The organism is Streptomyces sp. RLA131 (genome assembly GCF_056270125.1).
Genome location: NZ_JBWDOQ010000002.1, coordinates 5,627,884 through 5,646,684 on the forward strand (window position 1 = coordinate 5,627,884; position 18,801 = coordinate 5,646,684).

Annotated in this window: 19 protein-coding genes, 1 tRNA gene and 1 pseudogene; 12 read left to right on the forward strand and 9 right to left on the reverse strand. The window is 71.8% G+C overall.

Translation table 11 applies throughout. The features are described from left to right. Window positions 1-7: 7 nt before the first annotated feature. Together RWE79_RS26525 and RWE79_RS26530 are read left to right on the forward strand one after the other, a co-directional pair. Complete coding sequence (locus RWE79_RS26525) at window positions 8-802, forward strand: SDR family oxidoreductase (RefSeq protein WP_475942574.1); 795 nt, start codon at window positions 8-10, stop codon at window positions 800-802. A 1-nt stretch (window position 803) separates the two neighbouring features. Beyond that, a complete protein-coding gene (locus RWE79_RS26530) occupies window positions 804-1,715 on the forward strand; it encodes an SDR family oxidoreductase (RefSeq protein WP_475942575.1) in 912 nt (303 codons plus the stop codon). Between the two features lie 46 nt (window positions 1,716-1,761). Here RWE79_RS26530 and RWE79_RS26535 read toward each other — a convergent pair whose 3' ends face one another. The 4 genes from RWE79_RS26535 to RWE79_RS26550 all read right to left on the reverse strand — a co-directional run bounded on the left by RWE79_RS26535 (window position 1,762) and on the right by RWE79_RS26550 (window position 5,658). Next, window positions 1,762-2,559, reverse strand: a complete 798-nt coding sequence (locus RWE79_RS26535) for an endonuclease I family protein (RefSeq protein ID WP_475942576.1) — start codon at window positions 2,557-2,559, stop codon at window positions 1,762-1,764. Between the two features lie 271 nt (window positions 2,560-2,830). Further along, a complete protein-coding gene (locus RWE79_RS26540) occupies window positions 2,831-3,988 on the reverse strand; it encodes an acetyl-CoA C-acetyltransferase (protein WP_475942577.1) in 1,158 nt (385 codons plus the stop codon). Window positions 3,989-4,103: 115 nt separating this feature from the next. After that, on the reverse strand, window positions 4,104-4,733 hold the full coding sequence (locus tag RWE79_RS26545; protein WP_475942578.1) for a TetR/AcrR family transcriptional regulator: 630 nt from the start codon (window positions 4,731-4,733) through the stop codon (window positions 4,104-4,106). Window positions 4,734-4,872: 139 nt separating this feature from the next. Then, window positions 4,873-5,658 carry an SDR family oxidoreductase gene (locus RWE79_RS26550; RefSeq protein WP_475942579.1) on the reverse strand — a complete coding sequence of 262 codons (786 nt, stop codon included), beginning with the start codon at window positions 5,656-5,658 and terminating at the stop codon, window positions 4,873-4,875. A 73-nt stretch (window positions 5,659-5,731) separates the two neighbouring features. Between RWE79_RS26550 and RWE79_RS26555 the strand changes: the two genes are divergently transcribed. From RWE79_RS26555 to RWE79_RS26575, 5 genes are all read left to right on the forward strand, one after another. Beyond that, on the forward strand, window positions 5,732-6,850 hold the full coding sequence (locus RWE79_RS26555; protein ID WP_475942580.1) for an acyl-CoA dehydrogenase family protein: 1,119 nt from the start codon (window positions 5,732-5,734) through the stop codon (window positions 6,848-6,850). After that, window positions 6,847-7,911: an acyl-CoA dehydrogenase family protein gene (locus RWE79_RS26560; RefSeq protein WP_475942581.1), complete on the forward strand. Its 1,065-nt coding sequence runs from the start codon at window positions 6,847-6,849 to the stop codon at window positions 7,909-7,911. Before RWE79_RS26555 ends, RWE79_RS26560 begins: the two co-directional genes overlap by 4 nt. A gap of 69 nt (window positions 7,912-7,980) precedes the next feature. Then, window positions 7,981-8,448: a potassium channel family protein gene (locus tag RWE79_RS26565; RefSeq protein WP_475942582.1), complete on the forward strand. Its 468-nt coding sequence runs from the start codon at window positions 7,981-7,983 to the stop codon at window positions 8,446-8,448. Between the two features lie 80 nt (window positions 8,449-8,528). Next, window positions 8,529-9,311, forward strand: coding sequence for a glucosamine-6-phosphate deaminase (locus RWE79_RS26570; RefSeq protein ID WP_475942583.1), 783 nt, complete (start codon window positions 8,529-8,531; stop codon window positions 9,309-9,311). 62 nt (window positions 9,312-9,373) lie between these two features. Continuing rightward, a tRNA-Arg gene (locus RWE79_RS26575) sits at window positions 9,374-9,445 on the forward strand. A gap of 956 nt (window positions 9,446-10,401) precedes the next feature. Here RWE79_RS26575 and RWE79_RS26580 read toward each other — a convergent pair. From RWE79_RS26580 to RWE79_RS26600, 5 genes and pseudogenes are all read right to left on the reverse strand, one after another. Then, window positions 10,402-11,403, reverse strand: a pseudogene (locus RWE79_RS26580) (recombinase family protein); the annotation flags it as partial. A gap of 38 nt (window positions 11,404-11,441) precedes the next feature. Then, entirely contained in the window at window positions 11,442-11,726 is a 285-nt protein-coding gene (locus RWE79_RS26585) for a hypothetical protein (RefSeq protein ID WP_475942584.1), read from the reverse strand. Then, on the reverse strand, window positions 11,723-12,565 hold the full coding sequence (locus RWE79_RS26590; RefSeq protein WP_475942585.1) for a DNA-methyltransferase: 843 nt from the start codon (window positions 12,563-12,565) through the stop codon (window positions 11,723-11,725). Before RWE79_RS26590 ends, RWE79_RS26585 begins: the two co-directional genes overlap by 4 nt. Window positions 12,566-12,663: 98 nt before the next feature. Then, on the reverse strand, window positions 12,664-13,566 hold the full coding sequence (locus RWE79_RS26595; RefSeq protein WP_475942586.1) for a TRM11 family SAM-dependent methyltransferase: 903 nt from the start codon (window positions 13,564-13,566) through the stop codon (window positions 12,664-12,666). A gap of 53 nt (window positions 13,567-13,619) precedes the next feature. After that, window positions 13,620-13,985 carry a hypothetical protein gene (locus RWE79_RS26600; protein ID WP_475942587.1) on the reverse strand — a complete coding sequence of 122 codons (366 nt, stop codon included), beginning with the start codon at window positions 13,983-13,985 and terminating at the stop codon, window positions 13,620-13,622. 548 nt (window positions 13,986-14,533) lie between these two features. Here RWE79_RS26600 and RWE79_RS26605 point away from each other — a divergent pair. From RWE79_RS26605 to RWE79_RS26625, 5 genes are all read left to right on the forward strand, one after another. Then, window positions 14,534-14,818, forward strand: coding sequence for a hypothetical protein (locus RWE79_RS26605; RefSeq protein ID WP_475942588.1), 285 nt, complete (start codon window positions 14,534-14,536; stop codon window positions 14,816-14,818). A gap of 115 nt (window positions 14,819-14,933) precedes the next feature. After that, window positions 14,934-15,239 carry a hypothetical protein gene (locus RWE79_RS26610; protein ID WP_475942589.1) on the forward strand — a complete coding sequence of 102 codons (306 nt, stop codon included), beginning with the start codon at window positions 14,934-14,936 and terminating at the stop codon, window positions 15,237-15,239. 427 nt (window positions 15,240-15,666) lie between these two features. Next, window positions 15,667-16,419, forward strand: coding sequence for a hypothetical protein (locus tag RWE79_RS26615; protein WP_475942590.1), 753 nt, complete (start codon window positions 15,667-15,669; stop codon window positions 16,417-16,419). Window positions 16,420-16,699: 280 nt separating this feature from the next. Further along, window positions 16,700-17,047, forward strand: a complete 348-nt coding sequence (locus RWE79_RS26620; protein WP_475942591.1) for a pilin — start codon at window positions 16,700-16,702, stop codon at window positions 17,045-17,047. After that, window positions 17,047-18,798, forward strand: coding sequence for a TrbL/VirB6 family protein (locus tag RWE79_RS26625; protein WP_475946117.1), 1,752 nt, complete (start codon window positions 17,047-17,049; stop codon window positions 18,796-18,798). The genes RWE79_RS26620 and RWE79_RS26625 overlap by 1 nt, the downstream gene beginning before the upstream one ends. Window positions 18,799-18,801: the final 3 nt, after the last annotated feature.

The window sequence follows — 18,801 nt, forward strand, 5'->3', positions numbered from 1 at the left end:
ACTCCGTGTGGCTGTGACTGTCGATCTGTCGGACCGTGTCGTGGTGGTGACCGGCGGCACCCGAGGCGTCGGCGCCGGGATCGCCCGCGCCTTCGTCCAGGCCGGCGCGCGGACCGTGATCTGCGCCCGCCGTCCCCCCGAAGAGCCGTGCGACGAAGCCGAGTTCATCCCCGTCGACCTGCGCGATCCCGAGGCCACCGCCGCCTTCTTCCGGCAGGTGGGCGAGGCGTACGGCAGGCTCGACGTCCTGGTCAACAACGCGGGCGGGACGCCGTACCGGCTGCTGGCCGGCACGGACGCCGTCCGGCACGCCCGCGTCGTCGAGCTCAATCTCCTCGCCCCGCTGCACGCCTCCCTGGCGGCCTACGAACTGATGCGGCATCAGCCCGACGGCGGCTGCGTCGTCATGATCGGCAGCGTCAGCGGCACCCGGCCCTCCCCGGGCTCGGCCGCGTACGGAGCCGCCAAGGCCGGCCTGGAGAACCTGGCCCGCACGATGGCGGTGGAGTGGGCCCCGCTGGTGCGGGTCAACACCGTCGTCCTCGGCATGGTCCGTACGGAACTGTCGGCCCTGCACTACGGCGACGAGGCCGGCCTCACCGCCGTCGGCCGCACCGTACCGCTCGGCCGGCTGGCCGAACCGGCCGAGGCGGGCGACGCCTGCGTCTTCCTCGCCTCCGACCGGGCCCGCTACATCAGCGGCGCCGCCCTGCTCGTCCACGGGGGCGGCGAACGCCCCGCCTTCCTCGACGCCGCGACCACCAACAAGACCACCGACGAGACCACCGACAAGGAGTCATGAGATGACCGGAATCTGCGCGGGCCGGGTCGTCGCGGTCACCGGGGCCGGCCGGGGCCTCGGCCGGGCCCACGCGCTGGCCTTCGCCGCCGAGGGTGCGAGCGTCGTCGTCAACGATCTCGGCGTCGGCCCGGACGGCGCCGGCGGCTCCGCCGGACCGGCGCATGACGTGGCCGGGGAGATCCGCGCCCTGGGCGGCGCCGCCGTTGCCCACGGCGGCGACATCGCCACCCCGGAGGGCGCCGCCTCCCTGGTCGCCGCCGCACTCGACGCCTTCGGCCGCCTGGACACCCTGGTCAACAACGCGGGCTTCCTGCGCGACCGGATGCTTGTCAACCTCGGCGAGGACGACTGGGACGCCGTGATGCGGGTCCACCTCAGGGGCCACTTCCTCCCGCTCAGGCACGCCGCCGCGCACTGGCGCGCCGAGGCCAGGGCCGGCCGCACCCCCGACGCCCGGGTCATCAACACCAGCTCCGGCGCCGGTCTGCTCGGCAGTGTCGGCCAGGCCAACTACAGCGCCGCCAAGGCCGGCGTCCTCGGCCTCACCCTGGTGGCCGCCGCGGAACTCGCCCCGTACGGCGTCCGCGTCAACGCCATCGCCCCGGCCGCCCGCACCCGGATGACCGAGCGCACCTTCGCCGACACCATGGCCGCGCCCTCCGGTGACGCCTTCGACGCGATGGCCCCGGAGAACGTCTCGCCGCTGGTGGTCTGGCTCGGCTCGGCCGCCTCGGCCGCCGTCACCGGCCGGGTCTTCGAGGCCGACGGCGGCCGCATCACCGTCATGCAGGGCTGGCGCCCCGGGCCCACCGCCGACAAGGGGGCCCGCCTCACCCCTGCCGAAGCGGGTGAGGCGGGCCTGAAACTGCTGGCGGACGCCGAGCCGGCGCTGCCGGTGTACGGGGCGCGCTGACCCGCGCCCGGCGGTTCCCTGCGGCGCCCGGCCGGGGCGGCGCCGGCTACCAGATCGCCTCGACCCACTCCGGGTGGTCGATGAACGGGTTCCGGTTGTGCTGGTACGTGTTGTAGATGACGTTGTTGCGGTTCTCCTCGAAGGCGCTCGGCGGGTCCTCGTCGTTCCACTGCTTGAGGACGGACAGCTTGCCGATGTAGGGGTTGCTGCCGTTGTTCACCTTCTCGTTGGGCTCGAGGTCGGCCCAGCCGTCGTCGCCCTCGTAGCGCACGGCCATGTAGAGGATCATGCGGGCCACGTCGCCCTTGTCGGCGTCGCGCGGCTCGAAGGAGTCGGAGTCGACGAGGCTGCCGCCGCCGTTGGTGACCGTACTGCCGCCGTTGTCGAAGTCCAGGTTGCCGCGGGTGCTGTTGACCTGGACGTCCGCGGGGCGCAGGTGGTGCAGGTCCGTGCCGGGGCCGGTCGCCTCGCCGAAGTCGCCGTGCGACTTGGCCCAGGTGTGCTCGCGGTTCCAGTCGCCGACGTCGCCGCCGTTGAGGGACTTGCTGCGCGAGACGCCGCTGTACAGCAGGATCACGTTGCTGCTGTTGTTCGGGTCCTGGTCGGTGACCATGAGCGCGTTCCAGACCGCGGAGTACGAGATCTTCGTCTGGCTGCTGATGATCGTGTGCAGCGAGGACTTCAGGGTCGTACCGGTCTTGCCGACCGCGTTCTTGTAGTACGTGCTGTCGTACGAGGTGTTCGTCGCGTTGGCGGCGGGCGGCATGGTGATGCCGGTCAGCACGGCGACGGTGGCGGCTATCAGGGCCAGCGGTTTCCACCGGCTCATGCGCGGGAGGAGCATGTGGGGGGAGTCCTTTCCCGGAGCACACGCGTGACGCGTCAGCCCTGGCGGCCGGGCGTTCTACGCGGGTTGATAAAATAACCACCGGGAGCGTCGCACGGATCCGCGTGACAGGGGGTGAACGTCATGGGTCGGTTGTGTGACGTTGTCATGAACGTGGCGAGCCCCCGCCCCGGGTGGGGGCGGGGGCGGGGGAGTGCGTACGCCGGGGGCCGGATCCGTTCGACAGGGTCCGGCAGGACCTGTCGCGCTCAGGCGGGCTTTCGACCCGTCAGAGCCGTTCGATGATGGTGACGTTGGCCTGACCGCCGCCCTCGCACATGGTCTGCAGCCCGTAGCGGCCCCCGGTGCGCTCCAGTTCGTGCAGCAGGGTGGTCATGAGCTTGACGCCGGTCGCGCCCAGCGGATGCCCCAGCGCGATGGCCCCGCCGTTGACATTGACCCGCCCGGGGTCGGCGCCGGTGTCCTTGAGCCAGGCCAGCACCACAGGCGCGAAGGCCTCGTTGATCTCGACCAGGTCGATGTCGCCGATCGACATGCCGGACTTCTTCAGGGCGTACGCGGTCGCCGGGATCGGCGCGGACAGCATCCTGATCGGATCCTCGCCCCGCACCGACAGGTGGTGGACGCGGGCGCGCGGTGTCAGCCCGTGCTCACGCACCGCCCGCTCGGAGGCGATGAGCATCGCCGAGGCGCCGTCGGAGACCTGCGAGGACAGCGCGGCGGTCAGCCGGCCGCCCTCCACCAGCGGCTTGAGGCCGGCCATCTTCTCCAGCGAGGTGTCACGGCGCGGCCCTTCGTCCGTGGACACCTCGCCGTACGGGGCCAGTTCGCGGTCGAAGCGGCCCTCGTCGATGGCGCGCAGCGCCCGCTGGTGCGAACGCAGCGCGAAGGCCTCCATGTCCTCCCGGGTGATGCCCCACTTCCCGGCGATGAGTTCGGCACCGTAGAACTGGCTGACCGGACGGTCGCCGTAGCGCGCGGTCCAGCGCTCGGAACCGGCGAAGGGGCCCCGCGTCATCCCCAGCGGCTCGACTGCCTTGTGGTTGGCGTACCCGATGGGGATGGCGGACATGTTCTGCACCCCACCGGCCACCACGAGGTCCTGGGTGCCGGACAGCACGCCCTGGGCGGCGAAGTGCACGGCCTGCTGCGAGGAGCCGCACTGGCGGTCGACGGTGACGCCCGGGACCTCCTCCGGCAGCCCGGCGGCCAGCCACGAGGTGCGGGCGATGTCGCCGGCCTGCGGGCCGACCTGGTCCAGGCAGCCGAAGACGACGTCCTCGACGGCGGCCGGGTCGACGCCGGAACGCTCCATCAGGGCGGTCAGGATGTGCGCGCCGAGGTCGGCGGGGTGCACCTGCGACAGCCCGCCGCCGCGCCGCCCGACAGGCGTACGGACCGCTTCGACGATGTAGGCCTCAGCCATGACGCTCACTCCTTCGTAAGGTACTTAACTAACTAACCCACTTCATTAAGCAACTGACTAACGAAGCCCCCGTCACCGGCTTGCTGACCAACTCCCCGACCGGCTCCCCGCCAACTCACTGACCGGCTGCCTGACCAACGGCGATGCCGTCCAGCACCATGGACAGGTACTGCCGGGCGATCTCCTCGGCACTGTGCTGCCCGCCCGGCCGGTACCAGGACGCGGCGACCCACACCGTGTCGCGTACGAAGCGGTACGCGAGCCGCAGATCCAGGTCGGCCCGGAACGCCCCGGTGGTGGCGCCGCGTTCCAGGGTGCCGAGCCAGGCCCGCTCGAACCGCTTCTGGGAGTCGGTGAGATAGCCGAAGCGCGGCTGCGCGGCCAGGTGTGCGGCCTCCTTCTGGTAGATCGCCACCGCGTCGCGGTGCCGGTCGATCTCCCGGAAGGACTCGGTGACCAGGGCCGCCATGGTCTCCCGGGGGTCGAGGCCGGCGGCGAGCACGGCGTCGTATCCCGCCCACAGTTCGTTGAGGAAGGTGGAGAGGATCTCGTCGACCATCGACTCCTTGGAGTCGAAGTGGTAGTACAGGCTGCCCGCGAGCATCCCCGCCCGGTCCGCGATCTGCCGGACGGTGGTGGCGTTGTAGCCCTGCGCGGCGAACACCCCCGCGGCGGTCGCGAGCAGCTCGGCGCGGCGCTCGGGGGCCGCGGTCGCGTGGGTCGTCTTCTTCGGCACGGGTCCCATTGTCGCCTCCCGTCTCTCGTCCGCGGTCTCCCGCCCGCCGTATCCCGTATCCCGTATCCCGTATCCCGTATCCCGTATCCCGTATCTGGTATCTCGTATCTCGTATCCCGTATACCGTCGCCGCCTCCCGCCCCGCGCCCTACGCGTGCTGGCTGCTGACGGAGACGATCTCCCCGGTCATGTACGAGGAGTAGCCGGAAGCCAGGAAGACGATCACATTGGCCACCTCCCACGGCTGCGCGTACCGCCCGAAGGCCTCACGGGCGGTCAGCTCCGCCAGTAGCTCGGGCGTGGTGACCTTCACCAGGTGCGGATGCATGGCCAGGCTGGGTGCGACCGCGTTGACCCGCACCCCGTACGCGGCCGCCTCGATCGCGGCGCAGCGGGTCAGCGCCATCACGCCGGCCTTGGCGGCGGCGTAGTGCGCCTGCCCGGCCTGGGCCCGCCAGCCCACGACCGAGGCGTTGTTGACGACGACCCCGCCGCCACCCGCGGCCTTCATGCGCCGCAGCGCCGCCCGGGTGCAGCGGAAGGTGCCGTTCAGGGTGACGTCCAGGACCCGGTCCCACTGCTCGTCGCTCATCGCGGTGAGCTCGGCCGTGCCGCCCAGGCCCGCGTTGTTGACCACGATGTCCAGCCCCCCGTGCCGCTGCTCCGCGAGGTCGAACAGAGCCCCGACCTGCTGCTCGTCGGTCACGTCGCAGGGCAGGGCGGCGATCCGGCCGGCGCCGAACTCCCCGGCCAGCTCGGCTTCGTACTCCTTGAGGCGGCGGGCGTGCGCGTCGCCGATGACGACCCGGGCCCCCTCCTCCAGCAGGCGGCGGGCCGTGGCGCCGCCGATACCGGCGCCCGCGGCGGCGGTGACGACGGCCCCGCGGCCGGCGAGCAGGTCGTGACCGGGCTCGTACGAGGGTGGTGGAGTCACGGCTCCGACGTTAATCTACCAAACACTTGTTAGGGAAGCCCGGGAGTGAAGGGCGGAAAGGGGATGGGTGCGGGTGGATCTCGACTTCACCGCCGAGGAGACGGCCTTCCGGCACGAGGCCCGGAACTGGCTCGCCGCCAACGTCCCCGACGGGCCGCTGCCCTCCCTGGAGACCGGCGAGGGCTTCGCCGCCCACCGCGCCTGGGAGGCGAAGCTCGCCGCCGACCGCTGGTCGGTGGTCTCCTGGCCACGGCCCTACGGAGGCCGCGGCGCCTCACTGCTGGAATGGCTGGTCTTCGAGGAGGAGTACTACGCGGCCGGCGCCCCCGGCCGCGTCAGCCAGAACGGCATCAACCTGCTCGCCCCCACCCTCTTCGCCCACGGCACCGACGAGCAGCGCGCCCGCCTCCTGCCGCCGACGGCCCGCGGCGAGGTCGTCTGGGCCCAGGCCTGGTCCGAACCCGAGGCCGGCTCCGACCTCGCCGCGCTGCGCTCCACGGCCGCCCGGGCCGACGGCGGCTGGCTGCTGAACGGCCAGAAGACCTGGTCCTCCCGGGCCGCCTTCGCCGACCGCGCCTTCGGCCTCTTCCGCGCCGACCCCGGCCTGACGTACCTGATGTTCCCCCTCGACGCGCCCGGCGTCACCGTACGGCCCATCGGCCGCCTCGACGGCAAGCCCGCCTTCGCCGAACTGTTCCTGGACGACGTCTTCGTCCCCGACGCCGACGTCATCGGGGCGCCCGGCGACGGCTGGCGGGTCGCCATGCGCACCGCCGCCGACGAACGCGGGCTCACCCTGCGCAGCCCCGGCCGCTTCACGGCCGCCGCGCGGCGGCTGGCGGAGCTGTGGCGCGAGCGCGGCTCCGACCCCGCCATGGCCGCCCGGGTCGCCGACGCCGTGGCCGGAGCGCGGGCCTACCAGCTCCACGCCTACGCCACCGCCACCCGGATCGCCGAGGGCGCCGACCTGGGCGCGGAGTCCAGCCTCAACAAGGTCTTCTGGTCCGAACTCGACATCGCCCTGCACGAGACCGCCCTCGACCTCCTGGGCCCCGAAGGCGAACCCGAGGCGGGGGAGTGGACCCAGGGCTATGTCTTCGCCCTCGCCGGCACCATCTACGCCGGCACCAACGAGATCCAGCGCGACATCATCGCCGAACGGCTGCTCGGACTGCCGAAGGGACGCCGATGAGATTCCTCCCCGACCCCGAGCAGCGGGACTTCGCCCACACCCTCGACCGGATGCTCGCCGCCGCGGACACCCCGGCCGCGGTACGGTCCTGGGCGGCCGGCGACCACACCCCCGGGCGCGCCCTGTGGAGCCGGCTGGCCGAGGCGGGCGTCCCCGCGCTGGCCGTCCCGCAGGCCCACGAGGGCGGCCTCGGCCCGCTGCCCGTGGAACTGGCCCTGGCCTTCGTCGAGTTGGGCCGCCACGTGGTGCCGGGTCCGGTCGTGGAGACGGTCGCCGCGGCCGCCCTGCTGGATGCCCTCCCCGACCCGGGGCCCGCCAAGGACTGGCTGCCCGGCATCGCCGGCGGCACGGCCCTGCTCACCCTCGGAGCCGTCGGCCCGCCGGCCGCCTCGCCCCCGTACGGCCCCCACGGCCCCCACGCCCCCCACGCCCCCCACGCCCCCCAGGCCCCGTACGGCCCGTACGTCCTGGACGCCGACGCCGCCGACGCGGTGCTCCTCCTGGACGGCGACCGCCTGCTGCTCGCCGGCACCCCCGGAACTCCCGCCGCCCCCGGCCCGGTGCGGCCCTCCCTCGACCCCGCCCGGCGGCTGTTCCGGCCCACCGGAGGCGAGCTGCTGGCCGCCGGCCCCGCCGTACGCGCCGCCGCCGACCGCGCCGCCGGCCGAGCCGCCCTCGTCACCGCCGCCCAGGCCCTGGGCGTCGGCCTCGCCCTGCTCGCCCGCACCGTCGAACACGTCAAGCGACGCCGCCAGTTCGGCGCGTCCATCGGCTCGTTCCAGGCCGTCAAACACCGCCTCGCCGACACCCTCGTCGCCCTCGAACTCGCCCGCCCCCTCCTGCACGGCGCCGCCGTCACCGGCGCCCGCCCCGATATCGCCGCCGCCAAGGCCGCCTGCTGCGACGCCGCCCGCACCGCCGCCCGTACGGCCCTCCAGCTCCACGGCGCCATCGGCTACACCGCCGAGTACGACCTCTCCCTCTGGCTCACCAAGGCCCACGCCCTGCGCACCGCCTGGGGCACCCCGGCCCACTGCCGGGCCCAGGTCCTCGCCGGCTGAGCCCCCCGGGGCCGCGCCCGGGGCCGCGCCCGGGCTGCGCCACCACCCCGGACGGATCATGATGGTGCCGTGCTGCCGGGATTCCTCTCCAGGGCGGTCGCCCTGCTGCTCGGCCAGGAAGGCCGCTCGCTGCACGTACGGGCGGCCGGCTGGGCCACGCTCGTCCTCGGCGCGGTGATGCTCGCCGGCTCGTACGCGGTGGTCGCCGCCGAACGCGGTGCCCCCGACGCCAACCTCACCAGTTACCCCAGGGCCCTGTGGTGGTCCGTGGAGACCGCCACCACCGTCGGCTACGGCGACCTGTACCCGGTGACCTTCTGGGGACGCGTGGTCGCCTGCCTGGTCATGTTCACCGGCATCACCACCTACGGAATGGTCACCGCGGCCATCGCCACCTGGTTCGTCGGCCACGACCGCCGCCACCACCGCCACCTCACCGAGGCCCTCCACGACCGCTTCGACCGCCTGGAATCCCTCCTCACCGAACGCACCCCCGGAAAGCCCGAGCACCCGCGGCGCCCCGGGCCTCCCAGGTGACCCGGCCCCTCCAGCACCCCCACGCGCCTTGCTAAATTGGTCTACACCACCAAGCTCTTCATGAGATCGGCAGGCCCCGCGTGGAAGTTGTCATCGTCCCCGACGCCACCACCGCCGGCGAACTCGTCGCCGACACCATCGCCACCCTCCTCACCACCAAACCCGACGCCCTCCTCGGCGTAGCCACCGGGTCAACCCCCCTCCCCGTCTACCAGGCCCTCGCCGCCAAGGTCCGCGCCGCCGCCCTCGACACCTCCCGGGCCCGCGTCTGCCAGCTCGACGAGTACGTGGGCCTGCCGACCGGCCACCCCGAGTCCTACCGCTCCGTCGTCCTGCGCGAGGTCGTCGAACCCCTCGGCCTCACCGAAGCCTCCTTCATCGGCCCCGACGGCTCCGCCCCCGACATCCCCGCCGCCTGCGCCGCCTACGACCGCGCCCTCGCCCAGGCCGGCGGCGTCGACCTCCAACTCCTCGGCATAGGCACCGACGGCCACATCGGCTTCAACGAGCCCTGCTCCTCCCTCTCCTCCCGCACCCGCATCAAGACCCTCACCCCCCGCACCCGCGCCGACAACGCCCGCTTCTTCGACCACCCCGACGACGTCCCCCACCACGTCGTCACCCAGGGCATCGGCACCATCCTCGACGCCCGCCACCTCATCCTTCTGGCCACCGGCGAATCCAAGGCCGAAGCCGCCGCCCTCGCCATCGAAGGCCCCCTCACCGCCCTGGTCCCCGCCTCCGCCCTCCAGCTCCACCCCCACGCCACCGTCGTCCTCGACCCCGCCGCCGCCTCCCGCCTCAAGCTCGCCGACTACTTCCGCGCCACCTATGCCTCCAAGCCCGCCTGGCAGGGCCTATAGGTACACGCCCACCCTCCCCGAGCTGGTAGTGTTTCCCCCGTCGCCGCCACCGCGGCCGACACGCCCCCGTAGCTCAGGGGATAGAGCAACGGCCTCCGGAGCCGTGTGCGCAGGTTCGAATCCTGCCGGGGGCACCCAGAACATGGGAACGCTTTCGCCGGTCACGACTGGTTGAGACGTTCTGGGTGTCACGATCGGGTACCAACACTTCGGTGTGGGTGCCCGATTTTTTCTTGTCCGGCTGAGCTGCGTGGTCGGCGCTAAGTGCCAGCACCGTCTGCCGCAGCTCCTCCAGCATCTCCCCGGTGATGAGGACCCGGAGCGTGAGCTCCTCGCGGTGGCGGTTGTAGCGGACTTCCAGGCCGAATGCCTCGTACAGGCGCCGCTGGGCGGTTTCAGGGAAGAGCTCCAGGTCCAGGGCCAGCTGCGGCAGAGCGTCGAGAAGAGCTGGGTCGCCCGGCCCATCATGCGGAGCGGGCGTGACGAGTGCTGCGAGCTGGGCTTCGAGGGCTTTGCGCTGCTTGCTGAGGATGGCGTGCTCGCCGCGGATGGCGGCGCGGAAGGCTTTCTCCTGCTCGGGGTCGATGTCGTCGTCCGGCTCGTCGCCGCCCGTCCCTTCGGCCAGGCTCCGGATGAGTCGGTTCTGCCGCCGCTCCAGCGTGGCGATGGAGGCTTCGAGGGCTGTGCGCTCTTGGGCCTGTGTCGGCTCGGTTGCCGGCTGCTTCACCAGGGTGAGATCGGCGGCCAGGTGGACACGCCGGTCCGGACCGAAGACGCGGACGGCGAAGAATTCCGCCACCGCGCCCAGGACGATCTCCTCTCTGATCCACAGACCCTTGGGGTGAGTGCGGAACCAGGGAGCGTCCCGGTTGTGGTTGGGGTCCGGCTGGCAGGCGTAGTACGGGATCTGGTGGCGGGTCTTGCCGAACATCCGGTGGTCGCACAGGTCGCAGTACATGTAGGAGCGCAGGATGTACGAGCGGCGGGTCGCCGGGTGGCGGTTCTCGCCCGGGGTGGTCCGCGAGCCCTGGCGTTTCTTGGCCATGGCAGCGACGGTGTCGAACAACTCCCGGGTGACCAGTGGCTCATGCGTGGGCTGCGGGGACCAGACCCAGTCCTTGGGGTCGTTGTTGATCCCGCCCTTCTTGGTGGCACGGCGATTCCATACCTGGTAGCCGGTGTACTTGGGGTTGCGGAGGATCTCGCGGACGGCGGATCCGCTCCAGCGGCCCAGGGCGGCGTGGGCACGGGTCGGCTCCGGGGGCGGGTTGCCGTTCGGGTCGCGGTTGAGGCGCTCGGCGATGCCGTCGTAGCCGAGCTTTTCCAGGCCGCGGAGATGGAAGATCCGGGTGACCGTGGGCGCCCGGAGCGGGTCGGGGATCAGACGGTGCTTGGTGCGGCCTTCGGCGCGGCGGGCGGGGACCGGGTGCGGGACCTTCTCGGCGAGGTACCCGTACGGGGGCTTTCCGGTGTTCCAGCCCTGGCGGGTGTGCTCGCAAAAGCCGTCCCAGGACAGCTCCAACATCTGCAGGACGTACCACTCGGAGACGGCCTGCTTGACGCGCCTCGTGAGGGTGGGCGTGGCCCGTTTTGCTCCGCGGCCGGTGACGATGGGCTCGTCGGCGGCGCACAGGGCGACACCGGCCTCCTCCAGCTCGTACTCGATCTTCGTGCCGAAGTATGTCCGGCGGGCCACGCGCTCGATCGACTCGCAGATGACTGCCGCGAACCGGCGATCCGGACGTTCGGCCTCTTCCAGCAGGTCGGAGATGCTGCCGTCGCGAGGAATCGGGATGTCGAACCGGGTGTGGGCGAGGGAGTGACCGCGGTCGGCGAGTTCCTTACGGCCCGATTCGACATCGTAGAAGTGGGCGACGATCACCCAGCCCGGGGGCAGCGCGGCGCGGGCATTGCGGAGCTGGCGCGGAAGGGACAGCGTCGGGTCCTGCGCGTCCTCGGTCGACGTGCGCCCCAGCCAGGCGACGGGGACGGTCACCGGGGGCATCGCAGCATCCTGCGCTGCGGGGGTGGACCACGGGCGATCCGGGGCGGGCGGAGCCCAGGACCGGCCTGCGGATCGTTCGCTGGGCATCACGTCAGCCCTCTCCGTTAGTGTCGGCGGAGGGACGTTCAGGCCCGTGGCGTGTCCGCACGGCCCCGATGCGCGTGCGCCCACTCCAGCACCTCGCGGATGGCTGCCGCTTGGTGCCGTCGCAGGGCTTCACCGTCCTTGCCGTCGACGACGACATATTCGATGACCACCCGCAACGGCGCCTTCGGACGCGGCGACTCACCGGAATGGACCGCGTCGGACAGCCCGCCGCGGGTGACCGACGACCATGGACGCTCCACCTCGGCGCTGTCGTCAAGGCCATGGTCTTCCGGCGGTCCTTGGGGCCCCAGCAGTGGTCTCACCTCGCCCGACCAGCGGAGTTGATACGCGCCAAGGTGAGGCAGAGGTAGTCCTCGCGGATGTCGCATCCCAGATACTTTCGCCCGAGTCTCCGTGCAGCCTGTCCGGTGGTTCCTGAACCGCTGAACGGATCAAGGACGATGGCTCCGGAGCGGGAGCCTGCCGCGATGCAGCGCAACGGGAGGTCGATGGGGAAGGCAGCGGTGTGGGCGTGGCGGCTGGGGCGGGTGGCGATCGACCAGATCGATCCGGGGTTGCGGCCTCGTTCGTCGGCCGTGTTGTGCTGGCGGCCGGTGGGTTGGGCGTTCCGGCCGAGGACCGCCGAGCCTTGCGTCCGGGGCCAGGCGCCGCGGACGGTGTTCGGTTTGTTGGCGGTGTGGTGGGTGCGGCGGGAGAGTGCGCGGTCCCCGGTGTAGGGCTGGCGGATCGGATCGAGGTCGAAGGCGTACGTCGGCTGCTTGGTCAGGAGGAACAGTTGCTCGTGGCGGCGCGAGAGCCGATCCCGCACTGACTCGGGGATGGCGTTGGGCTTGTGCCAAATGATCTCGTTGCGCAGGATCCAGCCGTCCTTTTGAAGCATGAGAGCGGTGCGCCACGGCAGACCGAGCAGGCTCTTGACCGGGACCGGAGCTTTCCCATGGCTGGGGGTACGCCGGGCCGTGGGACCGGTGGCGTACGTGTCCGCCATGTTGAGCCAGAAGGTGCCGTCAGGACGCAGGACACGGTGGACCTGCTGGAAGACATTGCGCAATGCGTCGACGTACGCGGCCGGGGTGTCCTCTTGACCGAGTTGGCCGGGGCCCCAGTCGCGGGTGGCGTAGTAGGGCGGAGAGGTCACCACGCAGTCAACGCTGGCGGCAGGCAGCTCGGAGAGCACCTCAGTCGCGTTGCCGAGCACCAGCGTGACGTGCTCATCCTGATACCAGGGTTGAAGGTGCGTCACGAGCGTGCCTGCGTCGGGATGGGCGGCTGGCCCATCGGGGCGGGCATCCCCGCGGGGAGCCTTCCACCGGGGCGTTGGAGAACGAGGGTGTCCTCGTGCGCGATGAGGTGGAGGGGCAGGCCGTGGGCTCGGGCGTCGCGGACATTCTTCATTTGGAAGAACGAGGGTCGGGCGATGAGGCGGCCGTCGCGGATGCCTGCGAGGAGGGCGACGCAGCGTTCAGTCGGGATGAGCCCTGCGGCTTCTCCGGCGGCGAGGACGGCGGAGGGGAGGTCGATGAGTTCGCCCCGTTCGCGCCAAGGGCGGGTGGTGATAACGACGGTGCCGCCCGGACGCAGTGCGCGGCGGCACTGGTCGAGGATTTCGGTGAAGGCGGCCAGGAGGCGGTCGGTGCCGACGTGGGCGAGGTTGGCGGGGTCGGTGCCGTAGCGGTGGTCGAACTTCTCGACCTTGGGGCGGCCGGTTTCGCGGGTGGAGCGGACCTGGCCGTGGACGGAGGAGCCGTACGGCGGGGAGGTGACCACCAGCGCGACCTGGCCGCGCTGGTCGTCTGGGAGCACGTGCAGCAGATCGCGGGCGTCGGCGCAGAAGACCTGCCCGGTCCCGGCGGCGCCATGGCGGAGGGCGTGCTGGAGGTTGGCCCGGGCGATGTGGGCCCACTTGGGCTCGTACTCCACGCCGATGGCGATGCGGCCGAGGTGGGCAGCCTCGACGAGGGTGGTGCCGGTGCCGCACATGGGGTCCAGGACGAGGTCGCCGGGGCGGGTGTATTGGGCGATGGCGTGGGCGGCGATGGCCGGGAGCATCTTGGCGGGGTGCGCGGCGGTGGCAGGCAGATAGCGGCCGGTGCGCTGAGCGGGGGCGGAGGTCTGGGCAGTCAGCCATACGGAGTCGGGCATGAATGAACTCCCTTGGGGACGCGGGGCAGGCGGGCCGGATTTGATGGCCGGGGCTACGGGGCGTGGAAGACCAGCAGGTCGGTGTGCAGCAGGCGGTGCACAGCCGGGTGCCCGTCCGCGGCCGGAGCGGGGGCGTCGGGGTCCGGGGTGAGCTGGTCGCCGGTGATGACGGCGTGGACGACGATGACGTGCTGCAGGTAGGTGAAGCCCGCGGTGCGGGCGCACGCGATGAGCGCGCCGCATGGGTCGGCGAGCCGTCCTTCGCCATGGTGCTGGCGGGAGGCGGTGAGCAGTAGGCCGCCGCCGCGCAGGAGGCTGTGGGCGCGGTGGAAGAAGCCGGGCCAGCCCTCGTCCTCGTCGCCGGGATGCGCGTCGTGGAAGGTGCGGGCGGGGGTGAGGAGTTCGGCGAGGAGCACCATGCTGCGGCTCCGGGTGCTCTGTTCCGGCCCGGGTTCGACGGGAAGCGGCATGCAGTGGGCAAGAGCGTCCGCGCCAGGGCCGGTGTCGCCGAGTGCCGTGTGCAGGAGCATCCGGGCGGGAGCATCTGGCCGGTGGCTGGGACGGCAGAATTCGGTGCGGATCCGGTCCAGTGCCCACAGCGGCAGCAGCCCAGAGGGGTTACGGTGGCCGGTCGCGCGGGTCGGCTGGGGATGTTCGGGGAGCCAGAGGCTGGCCGGAATCCGGTGATGACCGTGTGAGGCTCGGCGTTCTGGACGGGGGATGGGCTGGCGGGGAGCGGTCATGGCGTGAGCGCTGCGGCGGCCATCAGTCTTCGTGCTGACACCACGTAAGGAGAATTCGGCCCCGGTTTGTGCCATCAACGGACGGATCTGCGGGTCCGGGCTGCCCGGAGGGGTGAATCCCTGCCGTTGGGCGTGCCGTCGCCGGTCAGCGTCGGGTTGACGGGACGGATCATGACCCCTTCCCGTTGGGCCTGATGGCTCTCTTTTCCCGTACGGCTAGCACGATGGCGCTCGCGGCCGGTGTCCTGCTCGTGTCGGCTGCGCCGGCCGCCGCCGACACGATGCACCGGGGCGTCGATGGCTGTTTCAGCTGGTCATGGAAAGACGGCGGGTTCGCAACCACCACCGTCTACTACACCAACCGCTGCAAGCAGGTTCACAGGATCAGGATCACGTGGGACGACCCGGGTGGCAGCGAGACCCACACGGTCGGCGGCCGCAAGAGTGGCAGCTCCTACACCATGTGGGGCACGAAGGTGGTGTACGTCAGTGACGAGGGGCGAGCCTGAGGCGCGCGGTCGGCGCCGCGTCGCCTCCAAGAGCTTGTCCGTACGCGGGGGCTCTCGTGCGGCAGCGGCTGTTTCCGCTGCACTGTCACTTGTCCTGATGGCCGGTGGGCCCGCGATGTCGGATGCCCGCCGTGAGTGGCCTGGTGCCAAGGTCACGTGGCACCCCCATGGCGAGATCCTCGATGTCCAGGACACGAAGCCGCACAACGGCGAATGGGTCGTGGTGCGCGTCCAGGACCGCACTGCGGGCAAGGACTTGGGCTGGTGCACCAGTCTGTCCAGCCCCGGCCGGGCGCCGGCCGACTACACGGGACGCTGCGACTACGACATCGCAGAGGGGCACCGGGTCACCTTGACCGCGAAGTTGAGGCAGAAGCACGACGTCGTGACGTCGCTGGGTGAGTGGACCACTCGCGCCTGAAATGCGGGGCGGCGGCTCTGCGCCGACGGGGGAGGCGGCGCAGAACCGCTGCGGTGCTCAGCGTACGTGGACGGGCGCCGTTGACGTGACGTTTTGTCCTGTCATCCCTTACTCAAGCGGAGCCATCCGGTGCAGTCAGGGCCTCCCACCTGCGCAATCAAGACGGAGAGCTCTCAATGGCCGAGCAGGACCGGCGGTCGACTCCGGTGCAAGAGATTTGTTCAAGATTTTTTCTGGCGGTTGGGACCACCCTTGCATCGAAGTGTTTACGCAGGTCGGTAGGGGATCTGCCACCGGCGAGCCCTGCGTCACGGTCGCCGGACGGCAGGACGACGGCCTGTGGATGGCAGCTGGAGGGCCGGATGGTGGCAGGGGCGGCTGGCGGGATGGCGGCGTCCAGTTTCGACGCCTACGGCAAGGAGTCGCCATGCGCCGCTACATCCCCACTGCTCGTCCGTCCACTGTCTCTCCGCTGGAGGAGGTGGACGCCGCGTTCCTGGTGCTCGCCGCCGCTCCGTGGCCGCTGCGCCTGCCGATGCATCTGCTCACCGACCGGCCGACGGCGGATGCTCTGCCGGTGGATCAGGTCCGGGCACGACTCGCTCACCCCAGCACTCCGCCGCAGACCCGGGCGCGGGTGTGGGGCGAGGTCGTGCGCCGCGCCCGGAAGGAGGGGGAGCCGTGGAGCACGGTGGCAGTCGGACTGATCGTTCCGGGGCTGCGGCGGGCGCTGGCTCGGCTGCCGCGGCTGCCCGAGGTGGAGTGGGCGGAGTTGGAGCAGGAGGTGCTGGTCGCGGTCGCCTGCGAGCTCGCGGCGGTGGAGGCGGATGACCCGCAGATCGGGCTGCGGTTGGTGCGGGCGGGCGACCGGGCCGCGCACCGGCTTGTGTACGCCGCGCTGCGCGAGAGGCGGACCGGTGGGGTGCCGCTGGACGAGGCCACCGCGCCGTGTCCGCTGCCCGCGACGGGGGTCGTGGAGGTCTACGCCGTGCTGCAGCGGGCGGTGAATGCCGCTGTGCTCGACGAGGCCGAGGCGGATCTGATCGCCCGTACGAGGCTGGACGGCGAGGGCGTGCCGGCGTGCGCGGCCCGGTCGCGGATGAGTGCTCGTCAGCTGTACCGCAAGCGAGCAGCAGCCGAGCAGCGGCTGGTCAACGCGATTCGTTGCCAGGTCCTCTGACGGGTCGGTAGTGCGGGCGATGGCACAAGCCACGCCCGGATTCTCCTTAGAGGGTGAGAGCACCAGCCCCAGCGGCCTCGGTCGTCGGCTGGTGCCTCTCCCGCCGCTGAGGTGTTCCGGGGCTGGGCACGCCGTCTCGTGCTGACACCCGAGCCGTCCTGCGCCACCGTGCGCTCCCCCTTGTGGAGGAGGTGCCGCGCTGCCCAGGCCGCCCGGACCCGGGACACCTCAGCCATCCAGCCCCCTGTCCCGCGCCTGTCCGGCTTCCGGAGGTGTCGTCGTGCCTGCTCGCTCCTGCCCGCCTCATGCGCGGGCCCGCCGCTTTCTGCGTCCTGTGTTGCTCGCGTGCGCGCTGCTCGTACTGGTCCTGGTCACGGCCGGGCCGGCGTGGGCGGTGGCGACGCTGCCGCAGGTCATCACCAACTGCCGTAATTGGATCGTGGGCATCCTGGCCGGGGCCGCCACGCTCTTCCTGACCGCCGGGGGCCTGCGCTACGTGTTGGCCGGGGGCGATCCGGGCGAGGTGGAGAAGGCGAAGACCGCGCTGCGCAATGCCTGCTACGGCTACGGGCTCGCGCTTCTCGCCCCGGTCATCGTCGAAGTTCTCAAGTCGATCGTAGGCGCGTGATGACCGCCCGGTGGGCAGCCGCCGTACTGCTCGGCCTGCTGCTCGCGCCCATCGGGACGGCGGGTACGGCGGCCGCGGTTCCCCCGGCGGTCGCAGCCCCGGCGGACCCCGGACCGCCACAGCCAACTCCCGACCCCGCGCCCGGCGCCACGCCGCAGCCCAGTACGGTCCCGGTGCCGAACCCCAGTCCGGGCACGAGCCCCGACCCGGATCCGAGCCCCAGCCGCCCGGCGGCCAAAGGCCCCGGTCCGCCGATCAGCCAGCAGCCCGGCGGGGGCACGATGCCGCCTGCCGATCAAGACGGAGACGGCTCGTCCTGGGGATGGCTCGGTTACCTCAACATCCCTGGGCTGATCGCCAAGGCGCTGGCCGCGTTCCTCGGTGTACTGATCGAGCAGGCCCAAGGGCCGGTCCTCGAAGCGCTCGGCAGCACGCTGCTGGCGACGCCGAACGTCGCAGCCAATCCGGAGCTGGTCGAGCTGTGGACCGCCTCGCTCGGCACCACCATCGCGGCGTACGTACTGTTCGTGCTCGTCGGCGGGGTGCTGGTGATGGGGCACGAGACCGTCCAGACCCGGCACGCGCTCAAGCAGATCGCCCCGCGGCTGGTGATCGGCATGGTCGCCGCCGTCAGCTCGCTGACGGTGATGAGCCAGACCATCGCACTCGCAAACGCCGGCTCGGTGGCCATCATGGGCAGCGGCGTGAACAGCAAGGGCATCGCGCAGCAGCTCGCCAACGCCGTCATCAGGCGCTTCGCCACGGGCGACACGACGTACCTGCTGGTCCTTGAGCTGCTCCTGCTGGTGTTGATGTTCGGCGTGCTGGTCGGTTACGTGCTGCGGGTCGCACTGATCTACATCCTGGCCGTCAGCGCGCCGGTGGCCCTCGCGTGTCACGGCCTGCCAGTCACCGATGGCGTGGCCCGGCTGTGGTGGCGGGGCTACTTCGGCTGTCTGGCCATGCAACTCGCCCAGTCCACCACCTTCATCGTGGGACTGCGTCTGTTCTTCGCTGAGGACAACACCGTTGCGGGCTTCGGCTTCCCCCGCGCCTCGAATCTCGGAAACCTACTGGCCGGGCTGTGCCTGTTCTGGATCCTGTGGAAGATCCCCAGCTGGACCGCCCGGGTTATCTTCCGCTCCACGCCGGTCAGCCTGCCTGGAACGCCCATGCCGCTGCGGATGCTGCGTTCCCTGGCCATCGCCTACGTGCTCCGCGGAGCGTTCCCAGGGGCACGCACGGGTCGCACCGGCCGCCCGCCCACCGGCGGCGGGCCGAGAGCCCGGACCCGGGCAACGCCTCGGCCACCTTCACCTCCTGGCGGCGGGCCACCGCCGGGCGGCCCGGGCCCGCCGCCTGCGGGCGGGCCGAATCCGGGTGGCGGCGCAGCCCCGACAGCTCCGGCCGGCGGCCCGCATAGCGGCCCCGGCCACCCAGCTCCCGCCCCCGGCGGGCCTGCTCCGGGCGGCCCGAGCCGCGGCTCGTCCGGCGGCCCGTCAGGTTCCGGATCGCGCCCAGGGAGCCCGGGGACGTCCGGCCCGGCGGGCGGCCCCGGCAGGACCGGCGGTCACGCGGGTCCCGGGAACCCGCCCACGCCAGCAAGCCAGTCAGCGCCCCGCCCGCGTCCGCGTTCCCGGCAGACGGCGTTGCCGATCCCGGCACGGCGCGTACCGGCCCGCCCGCCCCGGGCCGTCCAACTGAGGCTTCCCCTGGAACTGCCGCCCGCCCGCAGGAACCGTGAGAGGTGAGCT

Bases quoted from the DNA above. Each gene is read 5' to 3' on its own strand.
- RWE79_RS26530 (WP_475942575.1), top strand. From the start codon at position 804: ATGACCGGAATCTGCGCGGGCCGGGTCGTCGCGGTCACCGGGGCCGGC.
- RWE79_RS26535 (WP_475942576.1), bottom strand. From the start codon at position 2,559: ATGCTCCTCCCGCGCATGAGCCGGTGGAAACCGCTGGCCCTGATAGCC.
- RWE79_RS26540 (WP_475942577.1), bottom strand. From the start codon at position 3,988: ATGGCTGAGGCCTACATCGTCGAAGCGGTCCGTACGCCTGTCGGGCGG.
- RWE79_RS26545 (WP_475942578.1), bottom strand. From the start codon at position 4,733: ATGGGACCCGTGCCGAAGAAGACGACCCACGCGACCGCGGCCCCCGAG.
- RWE79_RS26560 (WP_475942581.1), top strand. From the start codon at position 6,847: ATGAGATTCCTCCCCGACCCCGAGCAGCGGGACTTCGCCCACACCCTC.
- RWE79_RS26595 (WP_475942586.1), bottom strand. From the start codon at position 13,566: ATGCCCGACTCCGTATGGCTGACTGCCCAGACCTCCGCCCCCGCTCAG.
- RWE79_RS26600 (WP_475942587.1), bottom strand. From the start codon at position 13,985: ATGGTGCTCCTCGCCGAACTCCTCACCCCCGCCCGCACCTTCCACGAC.
- RWE79_RS26605 (WP_475942588.1), top strand. From the start codon at position 14,534: ATGGCGCTCGCGGCCGGTGTCCTGCTCGTGTCGGCTGCGCCGGCCGCC.
- RWE79_RS26610 (WP_475942589.1), top strand. From the start codon at position 14,934: ATGTCGGATGCCCGCCGTGAGTGGCCTGGTGCCAAGGTCACGTGGCAC.
- RWE79_RS26615 (WP_475942590.1), top strand. From the start codon at position 15,667: ATGCGCCGCTACATCCCCACTGCTCGTCCGTCCACTGTCTCTCCGCTG.
- RWE79_RS26625 (WP_475946117.1), top strand. From the start codon at position 17,047: ATGACCGCCCGGTGGGCAGCCGCCGTACTGCTCGGCCTGCTGCTCGCG.